The sequence below is a fragment of the Sediminicoccus rosea genome (genome assembly GCF_033547095.1).
Taxonomy (GTDB): domain Bacteria; phylum Pseudomonadota; class Alphaproteobacteria; order Acetobacterales; family Acetobacteraceae; genus Roseococcus; species Roseococcus rosea.
In genome coordinates this window covers 3,326,561-3,349,070 of record NZ_CP137852.1, presented here as the reverse complement: position 1 = coordinate 3,349,070, position 22,510 = coordinate 3,326,561, and the positions used below count along the sequence as shown (strand labels likewise).

At 70.0% G+C, this 22,510-nt stretch carries 22 protein-coding genes; 2 read left to right on the top strand and 20 right to left on the bottom strand.

Translation table 11 applies throughout. The features are described 5' to 3' along the window. Window positions 1-32: 32 nt before the first annotated feature. The 6 genes from R9Z33_RS16165 to R9Z33_RS16140 are packed head-to-tail and all read right to left on the bottom strand — an operon-like array spanning window position 33 to window position 8,033. Complete coding sequence (locus R9Z33_RS16165; protein WP_318647608.1) at window positions 33-2,138, bottom strand: prohead protease/major capsid protein fusion protein; 2,106 nt, start codon at window positions 2,136-2,138, stop codon at window positions 33-35. Between the two features lie 22 nt (window positions 2,139-2,160). Continuing rightward, entirely contained in the window at window positions 2,161-3,654 is a 1,494-nt protein-coding gene (locus R9Z33_RS16160) for a hypothetical protein (protein ID WP_318647607.1), read from the bottom strand. Continuing rightward, window positions 3,651-5,144: a phage portal protein gene (locus R9Z33_RS16155; RefSeq protein WP_318647606.1), complete on the bottom strand. Its 1,494-nt coding sequence runs from the start codon at window positions 5,142-5,144 to the stop codon at window positions 3,651-3,653. The genes R9Z33_RS16160 and R9Z33_RS16155 overlap by 4 nt, the downstream gene beginning before the upstream one ends. Next, window positions 5,144-5,380 carry a phage head-tail joining protein gene (locus R9Z33_RS16150; protein ID WP_318647605.1) on the bottom strand — a complete coding sequence of 79 codons (237 nt, stop codon included), beginning with the start codon at window positions 5,378-5,380 and terminating at the stop codon, window positions 5,144-5,146. Before R9Z33_RS16150 ends, R9Z33_RS16155 begins: the two co-directional genes overlap by 1 nt. Window positions 5,381-5,391: 11 nt before the next feature. Then, complete coding sequence (locus tag R9Z33_RS16145) at window positions 5,392-7,365, bottom strand: phage terminase large subunit family protein (RefSeq protein WP_318647604.1); 1,974 nt, start codon at window positions 7,363-7,365, stop codon at window positions 5,392-5,394. Next, window positions 7,362-8,033, bottom strand: coding sequence for an elements of external origin (locus R9Z33_RS16140; RefSeq protein ID WP_318647603.1), 672 nt, complete (start codon window positions 8,031-8,033; stop codon window positions 7,362-7,364). The genes R9Z33_RS16145 and R9Z33_RS16140 overlap by 4 nt, the downstream gene beginning before the upstream one ends. Window positions 8,034-8,088: 55 nt before the next feature. Between R9Z33_RS16140 and R9Z33_RS16135 the strand changes: the two genes are divergently transcribed. Further along, a complete protein-coding gene (locus tag R9Z33_RS16135) occupies window positions 8,089-8,325 on the top strand; it encodes a hypothetical protein (RefSeq protein WP_318647602.1) in 237 nt (78 codons plus the stop codon). Window positions 8,326-8,420: 95 nt separating this feature from the next. Beyond that, window positions 8,421-9,251 carry a DUF3489 domain-containing protein gene (locus tag R9Z33_RS16130; RefSeq protein ID WP_318647601.1) on the top strand — a complete coding sequence of 277 codons (831 nt, stop codon included), beginning with the start codon at window positions 8,421-8,423 and terminating at the stop codon, window positions 9,249-9,251. Window positions 9,252-9,327: 76 nt separating this feature from the next. On the opposite strand, the gene R9Z33_RS16125 is transcribed toward R9Z33_RS16130, so the two are convergent. From R9Z33_RS16125 to R9Z33_RS16060, 14 genes are all read right to left on the bottom strand, one after another. After that, entirely contained in the window at window positions 9,328-10,596 is a 1,269-nt protein-coding gene (locus tag R9Z33_RS16125) for a site-specific DNA-methyltransferase (protein WP_318647600.1), read from the bottom strand. Beyond that, the gene (locus R9Z33_RS16120; RefSeq protein WP_318647599.1) at window positions 10,586-12,043 is read right to left on the bottom strand and encodes a site-specific DNA-methyltransferase; all 1,458 of its coding nucleotides are present in this window, start codon (window positions 12,041-12,043) and stop codon (window positions 10,586-10,588) included. The genes R9Z33_RS16125 and R9Z33_RS16120 overlap by 11 nt, the downstream gene beginning before the upstream one ends. A gap of 317 nt (window positions 12,044-12,360) precedes the next feature. After that, window positions 12,361-12,915, bottom strand: coding sequence for a DUF6456 domain-containing protein (locus R9Z33_RS16115; RefSeq protein WP_318647598.1), 555 nt, complete (start codon window positions 12,913-12,915; stop codon window positions 12,361-12,363). After that, the gene (locus tag R9Z33_RS16110) at window positions 12,905-13,135 is read right to left on the bottom strand and encodes a hypothetical protein (RefSeq protein WP_111399740.1); all 231 of its coding nucleotides are present in this window, start codon (window positions 13,133-13,135) and stop codon (window positions 12,905-12,907) included. The genes R9Z33_RS16115 and R9Z33_RS16110 overlap by 11 nt, the downstream gene beginning before the upstream one ends. Beyond that, window positions 13,132-13,677 (bottom strand): crossover junction endodeoxyribonuclease RuvC, encoded by a 546-nt coding sequence (locus R9Z33_RS16105; protein ID WP_318647597.1) that lies wholly within the window; start codon window positions 13,675-13,677, stop codon window positions 13,132-13,134. Before R9Z33_RS16105 ends, R9Z33_RS16110 begins: the two co-directional genes overlap by 4 nt. A gap of 425 nt (window positions 13,678-14,102) precedes the next feature. Further along, window positions 14,103-16,319: an AAA family ATPase gene (locus R9Z33_RS16100; protein ID WP_318647596.1), complete on the bottom strand. Its 2,217-nt coding sequence runs from the start codon at window positions 16,317-16,319 to the stop codon at window positions 14,103-14,105. Between the two features lie 131 nt (window positions 16,320-16,450). Further along, window positions 16,451-17,218, bottom strand: coding sequence for a hypothetical protein (locus R9Z33_RS16095; protein ID WP_318647595.1), 768 nt, complete (start codon window positions 17,216-17,218; stop codon window positions 16,451-16,453). Then, a complete protein-coding gene (locus R9Z33_RS16090) occupies window positions 17,218-17,427 on the bottom strand; it encodes a DUF6511 domain-containing protein (RefSeq protein WP_318647594.1) in 210 nt (69 codons plus the stop codon). Before R9Z33_RS16090 ends, R9Z33_RS16095 begins: the two co-directional genes overlap by 1 nt. 165 nt (window positions 17,428-17,592) lie before the next feature. After that, window positions 17,593-19,269 (bottom strand): DEAD/DEAH box helicase, encoded by a 1,677-nt coding sequence (locus tag R9Z33_RS16085; protein WP_318647593.1) that lies wholly within the window; start codon window positions 19,267-19,269, stop codon window positions 17,593-17,595. A 17-nt stretch (window positions 19,270-19,286) separates the two neighbouring features. Continuing rightward, complete coding sequence (locus R9Z33_RS16080; protein ID WP_318647592.1) at window positions 19,287-19,952, bottom strand: hypothetical protein; 666 nt, start codon at window positions 19,950-19,952, stop codon at window positions 19,287-19,289. 16 nt (window positions 19,953-19,968) lie between these two features. Next, a complete protein-coding gene (locus tag R9Z33_RS16075) occupies window positions 19,969-20,835 on the bottom strand; it encodes an ATP-binding protein (RefSeq protein ID WP_318647591.1) in 867 nt (288 codons plus the stop codon). After that, window positions 20,835-21,377, bottom strand: coding sequence for a hypothetical protein (locus R9Z33_RS16070; RefSeq protein ID WP_318647590.1), 543 nt, complete (start codon window positions 21,375-21,377; stop codon window positions 20,835-20,837). The genes R9Z33_RS16075 and R9Z33_RS16070 overlap by 1 nt, the downstream gene beginning before the upstream one ends. Next, the gene (locus R9Z33_RS16065; RefSeq protein WP_318647589.1) at window positions 21,377-21,718 is read right to left on the bottom strand and encodes a hypothetical protein; all 342 of its coding nucleotides are present in this window, start codon (window positions 21,716-21,718) and stop codon (window positions 21,377-21,379) included. The genes R9Z33_RS16070 and R9Z33_RS16065 overlap by 1 nt, the downstream gene beginning before the upstream one ends. Before the next feature lie 33 nt (window positions 21,719-21,751). Next, on the bottom strand, window positions 21,752-22,375 hold the full coding sequence (locus R9Z33_RS16060) for a sigma factor (protein ID WP_318647588.1): 624 nt from the start codon (window positions 22,373-22,375) through the stop codon (window positions 21,752-21,754). Between the last annotated feature and the right edge of the window lie 135 nt (window positions 22,376-22,510).

The window sequence follows — 22,510 nt, the reverse complement described above, 5'->3', positions numbered from 1 at the left end:
GTGTCGTCATGGTTGTGGGAAGGAAGCCGGGATCAGAGCCCCGGATTGAACCAGGCGCCGCGCCAATCGATGGCGCCGACGCCGAAGTCGAAGATCACGCTGACCTCCACACCATCCACGCCCTGGACATTGCCGGTGGTGACCTGCGGGCCCTCGGCGCCATTGAGGTAGCCGTAGACATAGACGGGCGCCGCGAAGGGATCGGAGAACAGGTACCAGCGGTTCGCCGGGATCAGCGGCTCGACCAGCGGCTGCACGAAGCCGGCGTAGACGTTGGCGTTGCTGGTCTGCGTCGCCTGCACCGAGACGGTGAGCTGCCGGGCGGCGAGTTCCTGGTTCGGCCCGACCAGCAGGCGCATCTGGGAACCCACCGCGATCGGCAGCCCATCAAGCGTCCGCTGGCGCATCACCGCCGCCCGCCCCAGCGCGAGATTGCCCAGGTCGAGCAGCGTGCCGGCGGTGGCCTTGTTCAGCCGCGCGGCGCCGGTGGCAAAGACCGGTGCGGCGCCGGTGACCAGCGTCGGGCCGTCACCGGTGGCGCTGTTCACCAGGGCGTAGGCCGTGGCGTTCTCGAAGTCGGCGACGCGCCGGCCGATCATGCTGGCGAAGTCCGTGAAGGCCCCGAGATCGTCATTCACCAGCATCTGCCGCGTCACGCGGATGCGGCGGGCGAAGGTCTGCAGGAACACGAGCTCCTGGCTCTCGGACATGGTGCCGGCCTGGATCTCCCCGTTCTCGGAGAGCGCCACGAGGTTCGGGAAGTCGCCGACGCGCAGATGGCGGTGCGGCTTGAAGTCCCGGAAGTCGCGGCGGAGGAACAGCGTGCGGTAGGTCGGCTGCGCCGGCGCATAGGCCGCCAGCAGCATCTTGTTGGCCGCGGCCGAGAGCAGGGCCGGGAAGTCGCTGGTGGTGTGGAATGCGCGCTCGGCCAGGACCGTCGGGTTGCGGGGGATGTTGCGCTCGCCGCGGGCGCGGAGCAGTTCGCCCATCATGTCGGAGGGGCGCCAGCCCATGAACTCGACGTGGCGGCCGGCGCCGGGGCCCGTGCTGGGCGCCTGGTAGCCGGGCATGGAGCGGGCGGCGAGCGCCTCGGCCATGGCGTCGAGCAGGCTGGCCGGGTCGTCCTGGCCGGGGCCGGTCTCTGGGCGCGCCGGCAGGGAGGGGCGCGGCGCGCTCTGGGCGAAGGCGTCCCACAGGCGGCCACGCAGCACCTCGGGCGAGATGCGGTCGCGGATGGCGGCCTCGCGCATGGCGTCGAGCATGTCGGGGGTCACCAGGCCGCGGGCAGCGGCCAGCACCGGCTCATAGGCGGCGATGCGCTCGACGGCGGCGCGGTCCGCCTCGGCGCGGATGGCGTCCAGGTCGGGCGCCGGCGGCGCGGCGCGCGTGGGCTCGGGCGGGGCGGTGGTGGTCACGGGGATCTCCTGGGGCGGGATGGTGGGCGGCGCGGGCGGCGCCGGCGCGGGATCCGGCGAAGCCGGCGTCGTTTCGGGCATGGGTGGTTCCTCGGGGATGGTCAGGGCGGGTTCGATGGCGGTGGCGGGGGTGCCCTGATCCCCCTCGCCACGGACGACAGCGGCTGCGTCCACCGGGACGGGCACGATCGAGATCTCGTAGGGCTCCCAATCCACCGCGCGGTGGATGGTCTGGCCGGTGGTGGCGTCGGGCCGGGGCTCGTAGCGATGAACGCGATAGCCGACGCTGACGGACTGCAGCGTGCCGTCCGCGACGCGCTGCCAGACCGGCTCGACGTCGTCCGCGCCGCTGAATTGCAGCGTGGCGTAGCCGCGGCCAGCCTCGAGGCGCGCGGCGGTGACGCGACCGAGCACATCCCGCGTCCCGGCGCGGCGGTGCGTGTCGAGGACGGGCGCGCGGCCCGAGCGCAGCGCGTCCATGCGCACCGCCTCCGGCCGCATGTCGAGCTCCTCGATGATGGGACCGAGCGGGGGCACGAAGTTCCGCGCGCGAGCGCCGGTGGACCACACCACCTCGACGGTGCGCGCGGCGCGATTGACGGTAACGGGCGCGGCCAGGGCGCGGCAGGCGGCGATCGACTGCCCAGCGATGGGCAGTCGATCGGGCAATGGCGTGGCCTCCGGCGCGGGGGAGCCCCCGCCCGGGTCGATCGGCTCTGTCATGGGATGCTCCTGGGGCGGCGCCTTACGGCGCGGCGAAGCCCTGCGCGTTGACGTAGACCTGCGCGCCGGTGGTGATGCAGGCGACGTTCATCGCCGTGGCCGCGGTGCCGCGCAGCGGCGTCGGGAAGGTGATCTCGACCGGCGCCGGCATCGCCGCCGCCAGCAACTGCCGCCAGATCACCGTCGCCCCATCCTTGATCACCACCTCGGTCGCCACCGTCGGATGCGCGTTGCGGAGGTCGATCGAGGTCACGTAGTTGCGGATGCCGGCCGCAGCCGCCGCCCGGAGCACCACGTCGGTGGTAGTGATGATCCCGCCCGCCGCGGCCGCGGTCTGCCAGTCGGCCTCGGGGATGGCGTAGGGCTTGGTGACCAGCGCGCCGATCAGCGTCGCCAGCAGATCCACACCACGCGCCGTCGTGACGGCGATCGGGTTGGCCGAGTAGCCGGTGGCGGCCAGCACCGGCACGGCGCCGCTGGTGTTGCGGGCCTGGCCGCCCACCGGCGTGACCGTCGGCGGGATGGTGCTGAGCACGTTCACGCCCAGCCCCTGGCCCGCGACGGACTGGCCGCGGCCGGCCGTGATCTCCGTCGTCAGCTCGGCATAGTCCGCGATGGTGACGAACTGGACCTTGATGTCGGTGTTCGAGGCCGGCGCGAGGTTGCGCGAGACCGAGGCCCAGCCGGTGTTCAGATAGGCGCCGGTGAAGGTCGAGCCCACCAGATCGAAGCTGTTCGCGTCGATCACCGTGATGGTGAAGCTGCCGTTCGCCCCGGGCACGCCCGACGCGTCCGCCACCGTGACCACATCGTTCGTCGCGAAGCCATGCGCCGCGCGGGTGATGCGCACTGCGCCACTGCCGTTGTTGGCCACCGCCGAGATGCCGTTGATGACCTGCCGGTTCCGCACCCGGATCCGAAAGCGGTAGAGCGCATTCGGCTCCGGGATCTGCTGGTGGCGGACATAGGAGTTCGAGCGCGCCGCCGTGGTGTCGAGCAGCCGCCCGTGGAAGTAGCACTCGTCGTTGGTCGGCTCGATCTCCAGCACGGACCAGCCCGCGGGCGCCGTGGTCGGGATGGTGCTGCCCGAGGCGCTGCCGAGGCGGGGCGCGCCCTCGCTCCCCACCTCGTAGTTGGCGAGCGTCGGGCTGGCGCCGTCCAGCCGCCAGGCCGCGGCGCTGCGCCCGTCCGGCTGGGCGGTGGTGGGATCGATGCTGACGAGCTCGAGCCAGACGGATTGGCCGACGATGCGCTGGCTCATATTCACCGCCACCATGACCCGGAGCGGGATGGTGAAGGTGGTGCGGCTGGTGAGCGTCAGCTCATCGTCGAGCGTGGTGCCGGTGGAGATGGTCACCGCGCCGTCGGCGACGGTGTGGGTGATGCCGCCGCCGGTGGCCGCGATCTCCCACCGCGCCGGGTTGATCTCGGTGCCGTTGAAGCTGTCGCGGAACTTCTTCTGCATGCTCTTGATCTTGAGCATGTCGTCGGTCCAGTCGTAGGCGCCTGCGATCATTGGGATGCTCCTGGATTGGGGGCAGCGCCAGCATCCGCACGCGGCGAAGCAGCGCCGGTGGCGGCGATCTCGATGGCGGCGAGCTGAGCGGCGTCCTGGGCAGCGCCCGACTTCGCGACCCGGCGCGGATCGCTGTCGAGCGACAGCCCTGCCTCATCGAGCAGGGCATTGGCCTCGCGGATCATCTCGACTACCTGGCGGAAGTCGTAGCCGAACGCGCCGACCGCCTCGGGCTGCGGCACAAAGCCGGCGCGGACCTGCGCGATCAGCGCGGTGGTATCCTTGAGCGGGTCGATCATCTCGTGCGCCGGCGGGACGTGCGACAGGCCGTCTGGCACATCGGCACCCCATAGGCCGAGCAGCGCGCCCTGCGCGTGGAAGCGATCGGCGATGGGCCGCACCAGCATCGGGATCAGCATGCCGTACTGCACCTGCTCGCAGAGGCGGCGGAACTCGATCTTGCCAGCGCGGAGGCTGGAGTAGTTCGCCTGGGTGAGGTCGCCGGCCACCTGGTCGTAGGTCAGGCCCGTTCCGACGGCGGAGGCTTCCAGGGCGCGGCGGGCGAAGGCGGCATGGCTGCCACCGCCAGACGGATTCACCACCTCCACGGATCCCATGCCGCGGCGATACAGGATCATCCCCGGCTCGAAGCTCTCGACCGTGCGGCCCTGGGCATCGCGCAGCAGACCGGAGGCCGGACCGGTCATGGCATCGTCGCCATCCTCGGACACCACGGCAGCCAGGCAGGCCTCGATCTTGGCCTTCATCAGCAGCGCGGCTTCATAGTCCCCAAGGTCGCGCAGCCGGGTCAGCACCGGCGCCAGCCAGGAGACGTCGCGCAGCTGGCCGGGCCGACGCTTGCGATAGATGTGCAGCACGTCACGGGCGGGCACGCGCTGGCTGCTCAGCCAGGTCGCACCGCCCGGCAGCACCCAGGATGCGCCGGGATGGACGCGGTGCAGCCAATAGCCGACCGGCTCACCGGCCTCACCGAGGCCGATGCCCTGCAGGGTGGGGACGCCCTCGATGACGCCCTGCCGCGCTGTGTCGAGATGGTCGCTTTCCAGCACCTGCAGCCGCAGGCCGATCGGGTTCGCCGGCGTGATGTCGGCGGGCAGCAGGCGCACGAAGCATTCGCCGCTCTCCACGACGGCGCGCATGACCAGCGCTTGGAGGCCGTAAAGGTCGAGGCGGCCCTCGGCGTCGCAGGCGGTGCTGTCGGACCAGCGGCGCCAGGCCTCGGCGTGGGGCTTGTCCGGCCAGCGGGTGGTGATGCCTGCGCCGACGGCATTGCCGGTCCAGAGATCGACGATGCGGGCGGCGTAGGGATCGTTACGCACCGCATCGCGGGCGCGGCGCGCCACCGTGGGTGCGGTGGCGCCAACCTCGGCCGTGGCGCTGCTGCCAGAGGCCGCCCAGCTGGAGGCGCGGCTGTCCTGCGCGGCGGCATAGCCGCGCAGCGCGTGCCAGGCATCCCTGAGGCGGCCCATCACCCGCTGCCCTCGCGCGAGAAGCTGGCGAAGGTGACGCTGGGGCGGCGCGCGGCGGTGTTCTCGGCGGCGTGCAGCACCGACAGCGCGCGGCCCAGTTCATCCAGCGAGCGGTACTCGACCGTGCGGCCGTCGAAGGTCACGCGGGTGGTGCCGCCGGTGAAGGCCGCGGCCAGCACGGCGGCGCGGGTGCCGGTGGGCTGCGCCAGCGCCCAGGAGAGGACGGTTGGGTTCATCACGTCCTCCCTCAGCGAAGCCAGCCGTTGCGGGGCGCGAGCCAGCCGCGTGGGCGTTGGGTGTTATTCGCGACCTGCGGCGGCGATGGAGGAGCGACATTCCCGCCGGTGGGAATCTCGCCTGCCGGCAGCGACAGCGAATCCGCCATCCGCGCCCAACGTCCGTCACCCCAGCCGTCCATGCCGAGGGCCGCCGCGGCAGCACGCGCATAGACCCGGCAGTCCAGCGCCTCGTTCCGTTCCCTGGTTTTGACCCACTCGAGCCGGCGAAAGCCGTTGCGGCCGGCGCGGGCGACGAACTGCTCGGCGGTCAGCTGGCGGCAGAATTCCTCGCCGGCCGCATGCAGCGGCAGGTGGACAAAGCCTGGCGGGAACGGATCGCCGCTCTCCGCGGTCGGCCGCTCCAGCTTCAGCCAACCGTAAGTCTCACCCTTCAGAAAGGACGAGCCGACCGGCCAGAGTTTCAGCCCGCCCAGCTTGCGGCCGTTTCGCCGCACCTCGGTGGCCGAGGGCTGGCCGATCGCCGCCCGCAACCCGTCCTGACCCTTCACGGCAATGGCCCGACCGGCGCCGGCGCGGCGCACGAACGCATAGACCTCCGCTGTGGTCATGCCGTCGCCGCTGTCGATCGCCGTCATGGCGAGGCCGAGCCGGTGGCCGGAAGCATGCCGCCAGGTCTCGCCCAGCAGGCCGCGCAGCTCGTCCCAGACCGCCGCCTCGAAGGGATTGCCCACCAGGATGCGGTGCTCGATCAGCCAGGATTGGCGATCCTGCGCCCAGGCCCAGATGCTGGCCTCGAGGCGGTCGCGCTGGACGTCGACGCCAGCCGTCAGCAGCAGCCCCTCGGCCGCGACGGTGCCCGGCGCCCATTCCTCCCGCCGATCGTAGAGGCGCTGCCAGTCCGGTGCCTCGCCGCTCTCCTGCCAGGTCTCGCCCAGGACGGTGTTCCGAAATGTCTTGATGGCGCGATCGTCGCCCTGCGCGGCCTCCCAATCGCGCACCGCCTGCGACCAGGAGAACCAGCCGACCGGCGAGTAGAGCGCCGAGATGTGAAAGCCGATTGCGTGCGGATCCTGCGGGATGGCGGTGGGCCGCCATTCGCCGCCGGCCAGCATGGTGGTCTTATGCTGCTCGCCGATGGCGCCGTCGCAGGCCTCGCAGAGATAGCGGGCGCTGTCCGGTTCGCCCTTCTCCCAGACTAACCGCTCAAAGCGCAGCCACTGCATCGCGGCGCAATGCGGGCACGGCAGGAAGAACCGCCGCTGGTCGGAGGCGAGGTATTCCCGCTCGATGCGCGACAGGCCCGAGATGGTGGGCGTGGAAACCAGCAGCGTCTTGCGCCGCCAGCCGAAGGTGCGGGCGCGGGCCTCGGCCAGCGCGACTGGATCGCCTTCGCCCTCGACATCGCCGGGATAGGCGTCCACCTCGTCCAGAAACAGGAAGCGCGCCGACATGGAGCGCAGGCCCACCGCGCTGTTGGCGCCCGTCATCACCAGCTGGCCGCCGGGGAACTCCTTGCTGAGCTGACGATTGCCACTGTCCCGCGAGCGCGCGGGCGCGACCCGCTGCCGGATGGCGGGCGTCTCCTCCACCAGCGGGTCGATGCGCTGGTCGGAGAAGCGCTTGGCCAGTTCGGTGGTGGGTTGCACCGCCAGCATGGGGCCGGGCGCGTGATGGATGACATAGCCAATCCAGTTATTGCCGCACTCGGTGCCGCCGACCTGCGCCCCCTTCATGAACACGACCCGCCGCGCCGGGTGAGCGGGCGAGAGGGCATCCATCACGTCGCGCAAATAGGGCGTGCGCGCGGTCCGCCACGGCCCTGGCTCGGCGCTGCCGCGAGAGCCGAGCATGCGGTGCTTGTCGGCCCAGTCCGAGACCAGCAGGGCGGGCTCGGGCGCCATGCCGTCGCGCCAGGCCTGGAGGATCTCGGCGGCGCCGTCGAAGTTGCCGAGCTCAGCGACAATCTGCTCGCCGCTGATCATGCGACCGCCACGCGGACATCATTGCGTTCTGCCAGGTGCTGGCGCAGTCGGGCGTCCATCAGTGTCTGCAGCCGATGCGCGTCGACGCCGAGTTCGGCCGCCAGTTCCGCGGCGACACGGGCTGGCCAGGCGAGAATGGCATCGCGCTCCTCCTTCGCCAGGCGGTGCACCAGCATCAGCGCGCGCGCCTTCTCGACCAGCTGGCCGCGGCGCTCATCGAGCCGGAGCTTTCGCTCCTGGGCCTTGAGCATCTCGTTGGCGGTGCGCGCATTGTGGAAGCTGCTGCCGCCCGTGGAGGGTGTAGGCAGTGGCTCCGGCAGGGGCGGCGCGACGATGGCCGGCCGCGGCGGGGGCGGTGGTAGCGAGGGCGAAGGCGAAGGCGAAGGCTGTACAGGCGCCACCATGGCCGCCGTTTTGCGCGCCGGATCGCTGCTCGCAGCCAGCCGCGCGCGGACCTTCTCGACGTCCCAGCCGCCGCCCGGTTCCTGCGCGATGCGGCCGGACTGGGCGGCCTTCTGCAGCGCGGTGTGCGAGATGCCCAGCCGGCGCGCCACCTCGCGCTGCGAGGGCACCAGCGCATCGGAAGCGGCTGCGATCATGATGTGATCGAACCCCTCCGATCTTAGCAATTCGATGAGCGCGAGATGCGCTTGGCTCGTGCGCGGCACAGCGCGAATGGTCCGTCACACGCAGGGGATGCCCTGCACCACGACGGAGACCAAGATGACCGACCGCACCGCCCGCGCCGCCCGCAACCAGGAAAACAGCCTGGCCGCCTTCCTCACGAAGAAGGCCGAATTCGATGCCCTCCTCGCGGAACTCACCCAGGCCAGCGCGGACCACTTCGGCGCAGACCCCGAGACGGTGCTTTGGGGCGAAGCGGCTTGGCTTTCGGATGCCACCGCGAAGCTGAAGGACATCGCGGACCAGCATTTCCGCCGCGGCGAATACGAAGCCTGACGCGGGCCATTCCCGCACCGCCCCGACCGGCGACGCCGGCGGGGCTCCCGGCAGTAGGGGCCGATGACCGGCACCCGGAACCGGAGACCACCACGATGACCCAGCTTTCTGACACACAGCGCGTGATCCTGAGCGCCGCAGCCCAGCACGAGATGGGCCTGGCCCGCGCGCCCAAGACCCTGCCGGCCGCGGCGCGCAATGCAGTGTTCCGCAGCCTCATCAAGAACAACCTGCTGACCGAGATCAACGCCCCGCGGGACTTCGTCGGGCTGGGCTGGCGCCAGGACGAGGACGGCACCTGGATCGTGGCGCGCATCACCGACGAGGGGCTGCGCGCCATAGGCATCGACCCGAACGACGGCGACGCGGTGGCACACACGGCGCCCACGGCGGCACCAGACGCCACGCCGGGGGAAAGCCCCGCGCCCGCAGCCGACCCCGCCCAGGCCGCGCCCCTGACGGAAGAAATTGGCCTGCTCGACCAGGCCCTGGCGGCGCGCGCCGCCACACCGCGGACCAGCCTGCGCGACGCGGCCGCGGCGGTGCTCGCCGCCTGGGACGATCAGGCCGCTCGATTTGGGACGCATGATGGCGACCTGCTTGGGGCCCTCGACGCGCCAGTCGCGGCGCTCCGCATCCTGCTCGCTGGCAAGCCCGCCCGCGTCGCCCGCGAGCCGGGTGCGCCCCGGAAGCCGCGCGAAGGCACGAAGCAGGAGCAGGTGCTGGCCATGCTGCGCCGGCCCGAGGGCGCGACGGTCACGCAGATTGCCGAGGGCACAGGCTGGAACAACAACACGGTCCGCGGCTTCCTGGCGGGACTGAAGAAAAAGGGCCACGCGGTCGAGGTGATGGAGCGGATCCGCCAGGTCGGCCCGAACAAGGAGGGTGCGCGCGGAAGCTTCACGATTTACCGCATCGCCGAGTAACAACCAGGCGAGTGTTTCCAAACGGCAGGGCGCCAAATGGAAACACCCTCCCGGCAATCGAAGACCACCGGCCTCATCACGCCGCCGTCTGCACTCCGCGGGCGGCGGCGATATCGTTGAAGGCCCGCTCCTCACCCGCCAGGATAGCTGCCTTTCCGGTCATGCGCTGCCACCGCTGAATGGCCACATCGACATAACGCGGATCGATATCCACCGCGTAGCAGGCGCGGCCTGTCGCCTCCGCGGCAATCAGCGTGGTGCCGCTGCCGAGGAAGGGATCGTAGATCGTCTCGCCCACGGCGCTGTTGTTGATGATGGGGCGGCGCATGCACTCCACCGGCTTCTGCGTGCCATGTACCGTGGCCGCATCCTCGTCGCCGCCATTGCTGATGGCCCAGAGCGTGGCCTGGTCGCGGGCGCCCTGCCAGTGACCGGTGGCGCCCTTGCGAACGGCATAGAGGCAGGGCTCGTGCTGCCAGTGGTAGTCGCCTCGGCCCAAAACAAAGCGCGACTTGGCCCAGACGATCTGGCTGCGGATCACGAAGCCGGTCGCCTCGAGGCTCTCGATCACCGTGCGGCTGTGCACGCCGGCGTGCCAGACATAGGCGACGTCGCCAGGGAACAGCGCCCAGGCCTGGCGCCAGTCGGCGCGGTCGTCATTTGCCACCTTGCCGGTGCGCATGGTGGCCGAGACGCCGGCCTGGTTGCGCCATTCTGGATCGTAGTTCACGCCATAGGGCGGGTCGGTGATCATCAGATGCGGGGCCGCGCCATCCAGCAGGCGCGCGACATTGGCGGCGGAGGTGGCATCACCGCAGAGCAGGCGATGCGGCCCGAGCTGCCACAGATCGCCTGGACGGGTGACCGGCACGACCGGTGGCTCGGGCGCCGGCGCATCGGGATCGCCGCTGCCGCCGCCCGTCTCGTCGCCTGTTGCATCGGCCAGCAAACGATCCAGTGCCGCCTCGTCAAAGCCAATCACGCCTAGATCGAATTCTTCCGCCCGCAGTTCCCGCAGTTCGGCGGCAAGCAGGCTCTCGTCCCAGGTTGAATTCAGCGCCAGCTGGTTGTCTGCCAGCCGGAAGGCCCGCGCCTGGGCCTCGGACAGATGGCCGAGCCGGATGGCGGGCACCGCGTTGAGCCCGAGAGCCTTGGCCGCTAGGACGCGACCATGGCCCGCGATCAGGACGCCGGCATCGTCCACCAGCACCGGCACGTTGAAGCCGAACTCGGCTATGGACGCCGCCAGCTGCGCCACCTGCTCGGTGGGGTGCATGCGCGCATTGGCGGCATAGGCCGCGAGCGATGCCACCGGCATCATCTCCATCTGAAGGTCAGGCCGCATCGGCGGTGGCCTCCATGCGGGCCGCGGCGACAGCCTCGTAATCGCGGCCATCATCTGCCAGCGTCACCGGCAGGTCGGGGTGCAGCATCCGCCAGCGGGCGATCGCCAAGTCGACATAGGCGGACGCCAGCTCGATGGCGCACACGCGGCGGCAGGTGCGCTGGCCGGCCAGGATAGTGGTGCCGGAGCCGCCGAACGGTTCGAACACGACCTCGCCCTCGTCGGTGTAGGTGCGCATCAGGAATTCCGGCAGCACGACCGGGAACACCGCGGGGTGCTCCGTCTCGATGCCGCGGCCCTTGTGGCGGGTCAGGCGCAGCACGTTGTCGGGGATCCGGAAGTCCTGCACCGGCAGGCCGGCATGCTGGTACTCCGAGATGGTGCCGTCGGCGGCGCGCAGCCCGCTGCCCTTGTTCGGTGTGCCGGCCCATTTGCAGGGGACGATCTTGTTCGCCTGGCGGGCCTGACGGTTGAAGTGGAAGACGAACTCGAAGGCGGGTGCGAGGCGGCCGTTCCAATCACCCGGCAGGCCCGGCCCCTGGTCCCAGGTGTAGAGCCCGAAGCGCCGCCAGCCGCGGGCGCGCATCCAGTCGAGCCAGCCGGCCCAATAGGGCTGCCATTCATTGTCGCGATGGATCAGCCCGAGGTTCACCAGCACCTGGCCGTCCGGCCGCATGGCCACGTCGAGATGCTGGAACACGCCCTGCATCAGGGCATCCCAATCGGTGCCGCCGCCGGTGGTGTAGTCGCGTTGGTTCCCATAGGGCGGGCTGGTGAACAGCAGCGCGGCACGGTCCTCGCCCATCACGCGCGCCACCGAGGCGGCGTCGGTGCTGTCGCCGCAGAGCAGGCGGTGGTCGCCCAGCAGCCAGAGATCGCCGGGGCGGGTGACGGCCTGGCGGGGCGGCTCCGGTTCGGCGTCCGCGGGATCGTCTGCCGGCGCCTCGTTGCCAGGGGGCTCGCCGCTGGCAACAGCCGGGCTGGCAAGCGGCCCGTTGCCAGGGTCCGTTGCCACCGGCTCCATGCCGGCCAGCAGGCGATCAAGCTCGCCGGCATCGAAGCCAGTCAGCGCCAGATCGAGACCGCCCATCTCCTGCAGCTTGGCGACCTCCGCCGCCAGCAGCGCTTCGTCCCACCCCGCGTTCAGGGCGATGCGATTGTCCGCCAGGCGGTACGCGGCCTTCTGCGCCTCGGTCAGGCCGGCGCGAGTGATGGTGGGAACGGTCTCCAGGCCCAGGGATTTGGCGGCCTGCAGCCGGCCATGGCCGGCGATGACCTCGCCGCGCTCGTCGACGAGCACCGGCGCCACGAAGCCGAATTCCAGAATGCTGGCCGCGATCTGCGCTACCTGTTCGGCGGAATGCGTGCGCGCATTGCCGGCATAGGGCAGCAGCGAGGCGACCGCGCGCGCCTCAACGGCGCTCGCAGACCATGGGGCCTGGGGCATGCGCACCTGCTGGAATCGATGGTGGTGGTGAGAATTGCCGCCTGGGGAGGCTGGCAACGCGGCGCCGTGGCAACCTGGAAAAATGGCCTGGCGCTAGGAATGTTGCGCGCTTCCGCCCCCCGCATACAGCGGGGCCAGGAAGGACCCTGCGGCTTGAGAGCCACAGTGGCTGATCAGCTGGCGAGTGGCTCGGGAGCCGCGGTGCTCTCGCACCTTCTCTACGTGTCTTGCTTCTAGCCTTATCGATTTCGGAGCCGCTACGGGGCGAATTGTAACAGCGTGATCGGGGCGATGATGACCGCCCCGATCGTCCCGCGTCACGCCGCCCTCGCTCGTGGCATCAGCCCAAAGTGTACGGCGAGAATGCCAAGGGACCCGACCAGGATGCCCTGTCCCACTGGGCCGTGCACCGTCCGTCCGGCCCAGCCCTGCCGCATCGACCACTCGCGGACCGAGAACTCCAGGCCGACGACAAACCACGCGCAGGAGCCGCAGGGGCTGTCCTGCCCCCCCAGAGCATCGAGCGCCGCAGCGACGCGGCGCCGTGCCTCCACCTGCATCGTCGAGAGCGTGTCGACGCGCGTGCCTGGGATGCGCATGATCTGCGACGTCGACATGCTGTCGAAGCAGGCGGCGCGGAACAGCCCGCGGAAGATCTCACCCGCTTCGTGCATCTGCGGCGTGATGCTGCCGTGCGCCAGCATCAGCCCGAGCGTGTCGACGGCACGACGATGCGCGACGGGTGAGCCCGTTTCCGGATCGGCCTCGCGGATCGGCTCCGAGAAGCCACCATGCTGCAACCGCCACTTCGACGGCTTCGCGAGATCGTCGTCCTTCGGCTTCGCCACCTTGGGCTTGCGCTTACCGGCCATGGTGGTTCTCCCCGTTGCGACGCCCCCAGCGCCGGTTGGCTTCATTGGTGATGGCCTGACGGAGCCAGTCGTCCGTGATGTCGGCGACAGGCAGCGCGGCCACGCCGTGCCGATGCCAGGCAGCCGCACGCATGGCGTTCACCTCGCTGTCGTTGGTCGGGCTGCGCGTGCCGCGGTCGAGGCAGGACCGGGGCGGCAGTGGTGCGCCGTGCATGCTCATGCGCGGCCTCCCGTCGGGTCGGTGGCCCAAAGCAGAAGGGCGATGGCATCCGCCTCGTTGTCGTCGGCCGGCGCGAAGCCGCGAGCCTGGATGGCGGCGACCATCTTCGCCTTGTCAGCGTTGCCCTTGCCGGTCGCGTAGCGCTTGATCGTGCCGACCGAAACGCCCTCGTAGGGCACCTCGTGCTCCTCGCACCAGGCGGTCAGCATGCCGAGGAAGCCGCCGTAGATGTGCGCCGCGTCGGTGCCGGCATGGGCGCGGACTTCCTCGAACACGATCCGCGTCACGCCGCCGGACAGGGCGGCAATTTCGGCGAGCCATCCGCGGAAGCGCAGGAAACGCATCCCGCCGCCCTCGAAGCGACCGGGCTTAAAGGTCATGGTGCCGGAGGTGGTCCCGCCGTCCCCGAAGCGCAGGGCCCAGCCGGTGGTGGTGCCGAGATCGAGGGCCAGGATGCCGGGCTTGCGCGGCCGGTAGAGATTGGGATCGGGCAGGACGGTGCTTGCGTCAGGGGCGGGCATGGTGAGAGTCGCGAAATCCATGGTGGTCTCCGAGAGGGGATGATCCTGGTGAGGGCGGCGACGGCGCGGTTCTTGGCGGAGCTCGTCGTCGCTGCCCGGCTTGGGTGGAATGACCCTGGTGGTGGGTGGTCCCCGAACCCGAACCAGGCGCCCCGGGGTGTGGTGTGCGCGCGTCTTTTGGACGCGCACGCACACCCCCCGTAGGGGGGTAGCATTTTGCGGAACTTGCGGAACTTGCCTAACCCATTGAATACGGGAGATATTTTGAAGTTCCGCAAGCAAGTTCCGCAAAGCCTCGCTGCGGAACTTGCGGAACTTGTTCAACCCACTGATATCGCTGGAGGATTCGAGTTCCGCAGGCAAGTTCCGCAATCTTGCGGAACTTGCGGAACATGGAAGTTCCGCAGCAAGTTCCGCACAGTGCGACATCGTATCAAAGTGGCGTTTCATGCCTGGGCCTCCGGGTCGTTCAGCACCCAGATTTCCGGATTCTCGACGGGCAAAACTGCGTTGTTGGTCTCCGATTGGAAGTGCGTCGGCAGCAGCGGAACGAGGGTGCGCGTGATCTCGCCGGTCTCAGGATCGACCGTCTCGCGATCCGTCCCGAAGAGCATGTCCTGCACCAGGAGGTAGCCCTTGGTGGATTTGCTGACCGGGATGCCGAACTCGGGCGCGTCACGCAGGAACTTGATGTAGCCCTTGTTCGCGAGGACGTTGATGCGGCGCGCGATGGTGTCGTCACCCCCCAGGCCGTGGGTGTTCTCGAATTGTGCGGCGAAGGCGCTACCGGTGAAGACCTTCCCCTCGCGAGCCTCGTTGGCGATGATTTGCAGGATGACGTCGTGGCGCCGGCTGCGCTCGGCATCGAGCTTGCCGCCGATGTCTTTCCGCACCAGGCGCTGGCCCGTGCGATCGAGCTCCACCCAGGCGCCACCACGTTTGTCGACCAGCATCAGCTCGAGGCCGGGCCCGTTGCGGAGCTCGACATGAAGCTCGCGCTCGGTCTGCTCCTCGTCGGGGCGGAACAGGATGGCGCCCGAGGTGTAGTAGCCGCGCAGCGCGCTGGCGCCGGACAGCGCCAGGAAGGGATCATCCTTCACCTGCTGCTTGCTGAGCTTCTTCGTATGGTGGGCGAGGATGATGCCGCCTTCCGGGGCGACCTCGTCCCGCAGCGCCTCCACGCGGCTCTGCAGGAAGAACATCATCGCGCTGTTGTCGTTCTCCCCTTCGCCCGCGGGCCCACCATCGAAGAGGTTGCGGATGGGGTCGATGCAGATGATGTCTGGCGGCGCATCGGGGAAAGCAGCGCGGATGGAAGCCGCGACGAGGGGCACTCCCTGTTCGTCCAGCAGCATACGGAGCTTGGGGGTAACAACGAGGGTGTTGCGAGCGCGAGCGACGACCGCGGGATCGAGCCGGAGCTGCTGCAGGCGTTCGCGCAGGTAGTGGTATTGGATCTCGGCCTGCAGATAGAAAACCCGCAGCGGGCGCGGTGCGGTGAATCGCAGGAACGGTGCGCCGGCGGCGGCGTGGACCAGCAGGCTGATCAGGAAGTCGGATTTGCCGACCTTCGGCGCGCCGCCGAGCACCAGCATCCCACCCGGGGTCAGCAGGCGTGGCCCGATGAGGTCGTCGGGCATCGGCGAGGTGTCGTCGAGCAGCGCGCCGAGCGTGTGCGCGGGGATGGCGCTGGACGGCGGCGCAGTGGCGCGAAGCAACGGCGGCCCGTTGCGGTCGACGTGCAGTGCCCAGATGCTGTCCGCCTCGACCTTGAGGCGGTCCAGAGGCCAGGCCGGGCGGAGGCAGGCGGCGTTGTATTGGCAGATGGCCTCCCAGCCGTCGTCGCCGGTCATGCGGCCCTCATGGACCATGCGGACGAAGTGGCCGATGGCAGCGCTGGCGCCCTGGAAGCGGGTCCAGGCGTCCTGACTGCCCTCGCGCACCGGCGTAGTCAGGACGGAATCGAGTCTGGGGCGGGTGGCGCCAGGGGCGGCGGTGGGCGCCGCCAGGCCCGGCATAGTGGGCATGGCCGCGACCGCTGCGGCGAAGTCGGCGAGCTCCACCTCGACCCTGGGCCGGTGCTCGCGAATGGTGACGCGCCGCTGCACGCCATGCTTCTGGTGGACGGTGCCAGGCACGCGGATCGGCTGGTGAGCGGATCGGAAGTGCAGGTCGCCACCGACCTTCTCCGCGATCTCACCGCGCAGCACGCAGAGGCGTGCCAGATCTTCACCCTCGGCCGGCTCGGACAGCCGCCACCAGGCATGCAGCTTGGCGGCGCCCTCCGTGGTGCGGCCGCCGCTCTCGACCAGCAGGGTGGGTGCGCCGAGATGTTGGATGAGGTGGCCCAGCTTGGCGGCGATGTCGCCGGCGTCGAGATCGACCACCACGGTCTGCATCTGCAGCACATGCTCGGCGCGGGCCTGGCCCTGCTCGGCGACGGTGCCGGGGATGACATAGACGGCGCTGCCCTCGCGCGCGGCCCAGGTGGCATAGGCGCTGAGGGATGCGGCGGCGTGCCGGTCGGCCGGGACCCAGATGTTGTGCGGCTTGGTGTCGAGGCCCTGGCCCTGGTCGACAAAGCTGCGGACGGGGATCAGCCCGTCGCAATAGCCGAACACCACATCGAGGAAGATAGCGATCTGCGCGACGTCCGGGGCCATGGGCCCAGCGGCCGCCGGCATCGGCTGCCCTGCACCGGGAAGTCGATCGAGGGCGATCTGCCCAGCGGCGGGAAGTTCGCTCACGCAGTCATCCGGCAGCGGCGCGGCATCGTTGAAGTCGCCCCATGCCGTCATACAGGCAGCGCCCAGCACCGCTTGGCCCAGGGGCAGAAGCGACACTCGAAGTGATCGGCCTTGGCGGCAACGCGGGGCAGCAATTCGCCAGCATCCGTCGCGGCCAGGATGCGCACCGCCCGGTCCGACATGCGCTGCGCCAGCTCCGCGTTGAACGGCAGTAGCTCATGATGCAGCTCCGCCGTGTCCTTGTTGATGGCGGTGAACAGCGCCGGGTTGTCCGCCACGCCTGGGACGCTGGCGTCCATGTATGCCTGGTAGACCGCAATCTGCGCCGCATAGATCGGCTTGGCCACGCCGACGCCCTTACTGGACGTCTCGCGCCAGGCCTTGGCATTCATGGTCTTGCATTCCCACAGCGCCGGGAACGCCATGCCGGGGATGGTCGGGCCGCCGGCGAAGACGCCATCGACATGGCCGCGGATGCGACCGCCCGCTACCGAGAAGCCAAACTGCTCGCCATGCTCGTCACCCCCACGGCGGGTGTAGAGATCGAAGCCGGCGGCGCGCAGCCAAGCGACGGCCACGTCCTCCAGCGCGTTGCCGATCCCGAAGATGCGCAGCAGCCGTCCGTCGAAGTCGGCGCCTTCGTCCTTCGGGGCCTTCACGAACTCGAATTGCAGCGCCCGCTCGCAGGCATGACCGAGGCGCGACCCACCCAGGTAGCTGCGCGGCAGCGCTGCCTGATTGGAGGCGACCAGCGCCGCGTCGATGGCGGCATTCACATGCGTTGAGGTCTGGCTGCGGCTGTTGAAGTCGAGCATCAGAAGGGCACCTCCGCCGCCGCGTCATGCCGGGCGATCGCCTGCATCGCCTCCTGGAAGCCGCCGACGGCGACCTCGATCAGGGTGAGCACCTGCGCCTCGCTCAGCTCCTGGAAGCGGGTGCCCCAGCCGATCTCGGCCATCGTCTCCGCCACGCGGCGCATGGCGGCGCGCATCGCGGCCTTCTCCTGCTCAGTGAGGTCAACCATGGCGGACGACCTCCCCGCCAAGCGCGACCAGAAGCCCTGGCAGGCGATGCAGCAAAAGGAGACCGAGGGCCGCGGCTTCTTCCGCGGCACCGGGTCGAACCAGCCAAAGCCACGCGCCGGGCGGGAGCAGACGGCGCAGGGCGGTTCCAGGGAGCGGGCCATAGATCATGCGGCCTGCCCCAGCGCCGCGGGCTGGGCGCTCCGCACGAGATGCTGGATGGCCTGGCGGTTGAACTTGAAGGTCAGCAGCGCCGAGGCCTGGTAACGCGTCATGCTGAGATCGGCCCGTACTGCCGGCGGCAGGTGGACCAGCTGGCGCTCTGTCGGCGGCTCGCGCAGCCAGCGCCGGCTCTTGTGGGCGCTCTCGTCCGTCTCGTAGGTGTTCAGCCAGTCATCCGCCGCGGCCAGCGCCACCAGCCGCTCCCCGATGGAGAGCAGGCGCGGCCGCTCCTCCTTGGCGCCGCCGACTGCGTGCCAGGCCCCGTTCAGGAAGAAGATACCCGCCCAGCCGTTGAACCCATTTGCCAGCAGCGCGGCGTCGTCGCCGAACAGGTCGCACCACTGGAAGGCGGAGCGACGGAGCAGATCGATCTCCGTCATGATGAAGTCGGTGAGCGGCGCCGTCTCGCGCCCGCGGGGCTCGAAGGCGTGGCCGCAGATCGGGCACTCCATCACTGCGATCGGCACCTCGGCCTCGCAGGCAGGGCAGGTCTTGGTGGGCGGCTCGCCCTCGCCGGGCTGGCTGTCGAGATCGACATCCTGCTCCAGGCAGCCATGGATCTGCGAGGAGGTGCCGAAGTCGAGCACGATGCAGTCGCGCTTGACGATGCCGGGATGCTCGACCGGATCCACGGTGCGCAGCCCGCGGCCGACCATCTGGATCATGGTGCACTTGAAGGAGCTGGGCCGCAGCAGCACAACGCAGGAGGTGGGCGGGTGGTCCCAGCCCTCCGTCAGCACCGCGACATTCACGACGATGCGCGCCTCGCCCCGGGCATAGGCGGCCAGGACGGAGCGCCGCTCGCCGTCCGGCATGTCGCCGGTCACCATGACGGTGGGGACGCCGGCCGCGTTGAAGGCGGCGGCGACGTGCTCGGCATGGGCGACGGTTGAGCAGAACGCCACGGTCTGGCGGCCGCCCGCCTTCTCCTGCCAGTGCTTCACCACGGCATCGGTGACCGGCACCGTGTCCATCACGCGGGCGACCTCGCCCATGTCGAAATCATCGCCGCTGCGGCGCACGGCCCGGAGCTCATCCTGTACGCCGACATCGATGATGAAGGTGCGCGGCGGCACCAGGTGGCCGGAGGCGATCAGCTCACCGAGCCGGATCTGATCCGCGACGTTCGAGAACACCTGGCGCAGCCCGATCTTGTCGCCGCGGTTCGGCGTGGCGGTGACACCGTAGATGCGGCAGTCCGGGTTGCGATCGCGGGCGCGATCGATGATGCGGCGATAGCTGTCGGCGACGGCGTGGTGCGCCTCGTCGATCACCAGCAGGTCCAGCGCCGGCATCGCCTCCAGGTTCGCCTGGCGCGTCAGCGTGGGCACCATGGCGAAGGTGACCTGGCCGCCCCACGACTTCTGGCGGGCATCCACCACCGAGGTGGAGATGCCGGGATTCACGCGGCGGAACTTCGCCAGGTTCTGCGCCGTCAGTTCATCCCGATGCGCGAGGACCGCGGCCTTCGCGCCGCTGCCGCCGACATGCTCGCCCACCGCCGCCGACAGCATGATGGTCTTGCCAGCACCGGTCGGGGCGACGCCGAGGGTGTTGCCGTGCTCGCCAAGCGCACGAAGGCTGCGCTCGACGAAGAGCTTCTGGCGGGGGCGGAGCATCATGCTCGTTCGGCCCTCCCTCAGCGCGCCCAGGCGGGGCGCGGATCGGCGCTGGCGGGCTGCTGCGCCGCGACCGGGAAGGCGCCCTGCTGCATGGCCGGCGCGGCGGGCGGGGGCGTATGCACGGGCGGGGCATAGCCCTGGGACGGCGGGGCATAGGCAGGCGCCGCATACCCTGCCGGGGCGGTGGTGCGCCCCATCGCCTGCGCGTAGTCTCGATGGTCCGGCGTCACCGCCATACGGACTTCGTTTTTGGTCTCGCCGCCGGCGTCGGTGCCGTGCTCGATCTTCGCGACAAACTCCAGCCCCTCCAGGTCCGCGAAGCCGCCGATGCGGCGCGCCGCCTGCGCCTGGGGCGAGACATCCTTGTCGGAAATGCCGCGCGCGGAGTTCAGCATTCCGCGCAGGAAGCTGCGGCCCATCCCCGCCCATTCCGGACCCTTCGGGCTGTAGAGGCCGATCAGCGTGAAGATTTTCCGCTTGGCGTAGGGGCCCTCCAGCACGGTGAACTCGCCGTTGAGATAGACGGCGCCGGTGCTGCCGCGTGTGGCGTAGCCGCCGGTCCAGCCCTGGCTCGGATCGTCGAAGCCGCCGGGCCGGATGGTGAGGCGAACCTTCGCCAGCGTCCCCTTGGGGATCAGGTTCGGGTTCGACTGGGCGTCGTTGTAGTCGTTCCAAGAAGCCATGGTGCTTCTCCTCCGGTCAGGTGGTGGGGGTGTCGGTGGCGGCAGTGATGAGCGGGGCCGTCAGCGCGGGCGCCGCCGCAATGGGCGCTTCCGTTCTGCGGATCTTGGCGAAGATGCGTCCGAGATCCGGTGGCTCCAGCAGGTCGAGCCGGCCACTGCGGTCCTTCGCCGGATAGCCCCAGGGGTTCAGCGTGTGGCAGACCAGCGCTCGGAACGGCTGCCCGCCCTGGTCCTTGATCTCTGCCAGCGTAAGCACTTCATCGACGATGCCCGGCAGTTCGAGGCTGGTCTTGCTGCCCTCGATCTGCAGGCTGAACACGCGGCGATTGAAGTCGTCGAGCTTCTCGTCGAGGATCCCGACGAAGATCACGTTGCGGCCGCGGGCGTGCTGCAGATGCGTGAGCCATGCGATCATCTCGCGCCCATGGAGGCCGTAGGCGCCGCGCACGTCAGGCTTGCCGGTGCGCTCCGCGAAGGCCTCGGGCTGGCCGCGGCACCACTGGAAGCAGAGGCGACCGGCGACGGTGATGCTGTCGATGAACAGCGTGACGTAGTGATCCATGCGCGCCGGATCGCCGTACTCGCGAACCACCCGCGCATGCTGGGCCGCGGAATAGGGCTGGTCGTCGCGCAGCGCGGGGTTCGGGCCGGCGAGGAACAGCGCCAGGTCGCGGCATTCCTCCCACGTCCGCGGGCGGATCGAAGCGCCCCGCCAGCCCTGCACGGCGAGATCGCCCGCCTCGAGATCCATGAAGAGCGTGGTGACGGCGCAGGTGGTGTTCAGAAGCCAGGTCTTGCCCATGCCGGGCTTGCCGAGAATGGCAGCCTTGACGCCGCGCTCCTCGGCCTGCCGCTCGTCTGCGGTGATGATACGCAGCGCCATCAGCGGCCTCCCTGCATCGGGAGGATGCCTGCGGCATGCGAGCTGTCGCGCTGCGCGACATCGGAGAGGATGGCGAGGCGATAGGTGGCGCGGCCCGTGCGCACCGTGCGGGCCGGATCGAAGGCGGCGCGAATGCGCTCCGGCCAGGCGGTATAGGCGCGCTCCGAGACCTTGAAGCTGACCTCGACGTACTGGCCGGGATCCTCGCCGCCGGCGCGGATCTGCTCCGACAGCGCCGCGAGCCGGGCCTGATCCCAATCCACCTTCTTCGGCAGATCGACGGCGATCTCCACGGCGCCGTCCCGGAAGCGAACGGTGCCGGTGTCTTTGCCGGCGGCGGCACGGGCGCCGATGGCGCGCTGCTCATAGCGGAGCGCGATCGCGGCCTCGATCCAGTCCTGCATACGCTTGGCGGCATCGAGCGCCTCGCGCGCATCGGTCTGCAGCAGCGCGAGATGCTCGGCGGGAAGCGCGATGACGTCGCTCACCGGCATGTGGCGCAGTGCGTCGAGGGTGGGGCGGTTGGTGCGGGGCGCGTCCATCACGCGGCCTCCGCGAGCAGTAGGGGCAGGATGGACGACGCATAGCGACGCGGCCGGCGGCGGGCGACGAGGATGTAGGCGTAGTCCTCATAGCCGTGGCGGCGCTGCACGATGTCCGCCAGGCCGAGCTCGGCCAGCTTCCAGGCGCGGGCCGCCAAGCGCTGCAGCGCGGTGCGCTCCTGCTCGGGCAGGCACCGCAACTGCGGGCAGACCTGCCGGGCGAGCGTGCCGCGGTGGTAGGTGATGCTGTCGCCGGGAGCCGCGGCGCCCAGCCAGGTGCAGAGCGACGCCTCGGTGAGAGGCTTCGACACTGCGCGGATGTCGGTGATGAAGGTGTCCATACTTAGCCCTACCCAGCCCCTCGCCGATGCGTCTCAGGCCGCAGCGGCGATGCCGCCGGCGAGGAGCCGCAGGCGCAGTTCGCGGATGCGGCGGTAGAGGACCGACCGCGGCAGGGGACCCTGCTGGCCGAGCTCGTGCGGCGTGCACTGCGTCAGGGCTGCGCAGATGCTGTGGTCGCGCTGGTCCAGGACGGTGCCGGCGCGATCCAGATCGAGGCGGCGCTCCAGCGCGGCCACCGCGTCGGTCTGCTGGCCGCACCACGCCGCATACCCCTCGGATTCGGGGATGATGTCGGCGAGGGTCAGGTCCTCCTCCTGGCCGGGCACCACGTCGTCCAGCGACGCCTCATGCCGTTCGCGCTTCTCGCGGCGCAGGCGGATCGCGAGACGGGACGCGCGGTGCTGGAAGCAAACCGTGGCGAAGGCCGCCAGCGTCCCGCGCGCCGGATCGAAGCCGGGCAACCGCGCCAGGAGGTCGAGCAGCATGTCCTGCTCCATGTCCTCCCGCTCATGGCTCGGCCGCCCGAGGGTGCGGCAGAGGCGCCGCGCGTACCGCTCGGCAAGCGGGTGAACGACATCGAGATCGGCGAGGGAAAGCTGGGCGGGCATCGGGCGTGGCTCCTGCTGGGCGGCTATGACGTCCAGAAGCAACCACACGGCCTGCCGGGGCGGAGAGGCGGAATGGGGCGCAATGGGGAATTAAAGTGATCTGGGATTTATTCCCCATGTTAATTCAGTGACTTATGGCCTCTTTCGACCGAAATCAGAGGGATAGCCTGGCGATTTACGCCC

Coding starts and splice junctions, on each gene's coding strand:
- R9Z33_RS16165 (WP_318647608.1), bottom strand. CDS start 2,138: ATGACAGAGCCGATCGACCCGGGCGGGGGCTCCCCCGCGCCGGAGGCC.
- R9Z33_RS16160 (WP_318647607.1), bottom strand. CDS start 3,654: ATGATCGCAGGCGCCTACGACTGGACCGACGACATGCTCAAGATCAAG.
- R9Z33_RS16155 (WP_318647606.1), bottom strand. CDS start 5,144: ATGGGCCGCCTCAGGGATGCCTGGCACGCGCTGCGCGGCTATGCCGCC.
- R9Z33_RS16150 (WP_318647605.1), bottom strand. CDS start 5,380: ATGAACCCAACCGTCCTCTCCTGGGCGCTGGCGCAGCCCACCGGCACC.
- R9Z33_RS16145 (WP_318647604.1), bottom strand. CDS start 7,365: ATGATCAGCGGCGAGCAGATTGTCGCTGAGCTCGGCAACTTCGACGGC.
- R9Z33_RS16135 (WP_318647602.1), top strand. CDS start 8,089: ATGACCGACCGCACCGCCCGCGCCGCCCGCAACCAGGAAAACAGCCTG.
- R9Z33_RS16130 (WP_318647601.1), top strand. CDS start 8,421: ATGACCCAGCTTTCTGACACACAGCGCGTGATCCTGAGCGCCGCAGCC.
- R9Z33_RS16125 (WP_318647600.1), bottom strand. CDS start 10,596: ATGCGGCCTGACCTTCAGATGGAGATGATGCCGGTGGCATCGCTCGCG.
- R9Z33_RS16120 (WP_318647599.1), bottom strand. CDS start 12,043: ATGCCCCAGGCCCCATGGTCTGCGAGCGCCGTTGAGGCGCGCGCGGTC.
- R9Z33_RS16115 (WP_318647598.1), bottom strand. CDS start 12,915: ATGGCCGGTAAGCGCAAGCCCAAGGTGGCGAAGCCGAAGGACGACGAT.
- R9Z33_RS16110 (WP_111399740.1), bottom strand. CDS start 13,135: ATGAGCATGCACGGCGCACCACTGCCGCCCCGGTCCTGCCTCGACCGC.
- R9Z33_RS16105 (WP_318647597.1), bottom strand. CDS start 13,677: ATGGATTTCGCGACTCTCACCATGCCCGCCCCTGACGCAAGCACCGTC.
- R9Z33_RS16100 (WP_318647596.1), bottom strand. CDS start 16,319: ATGGCCCCGGACGTCGCGCAGATCGCTATCTTCCTCGATGTGGTGTTC.
- R9Z33_RS16095 (WP_318647595.1), bottom strand. CDS start 17,218: ATGCTCGACTTCAACAGCCGCAGCCAGACCTCAACGCATGTGAATGCC.
- R9Z33_RS16090 (WP_318647594.1), bottom strand. CDS start 17,427: ATGGTTGACCTCACTGAGCAGGAGAAGGCCGCGATGCGCGCCGCCATG.
- R9Z33_RS16085 (WP_318647593.1), bottom strand. CDS start 19,269: ATGATGCTCCGCCCCCGCCAGAAGCTCTTCGTCGAGCGCAGCCTTCGT.
- R9Z33_RS16080 (WP_318647592.1), bottom strand. CDS start 19,952: ATGGCTTCTTGGAACGACTACAACGACGCCCAGTCGAACCCGAACCTG.
- R9Z33_RS16075 (WP_318647591.1), bottom strand. CDS start 20,835: ATGGCGCTGCGTATCATCACCGCAGACGAGCGGCAGGCCGAGGAGCGC.
- R9Z33_RS16070 (WP_318647590.1), bottom strand. CDS start 21,377: ATGGACGCGCCCCGCACCAACCGCCCCACCCTCGACGCACTGCGCCAC.
- R9Z33_RS16065 (WP_318647589.1), bottom strand. CDS start 21,718: ATGGACACCTTCATCACCGACATCCGCGCAGTGTCGAAGCCTCTCACC.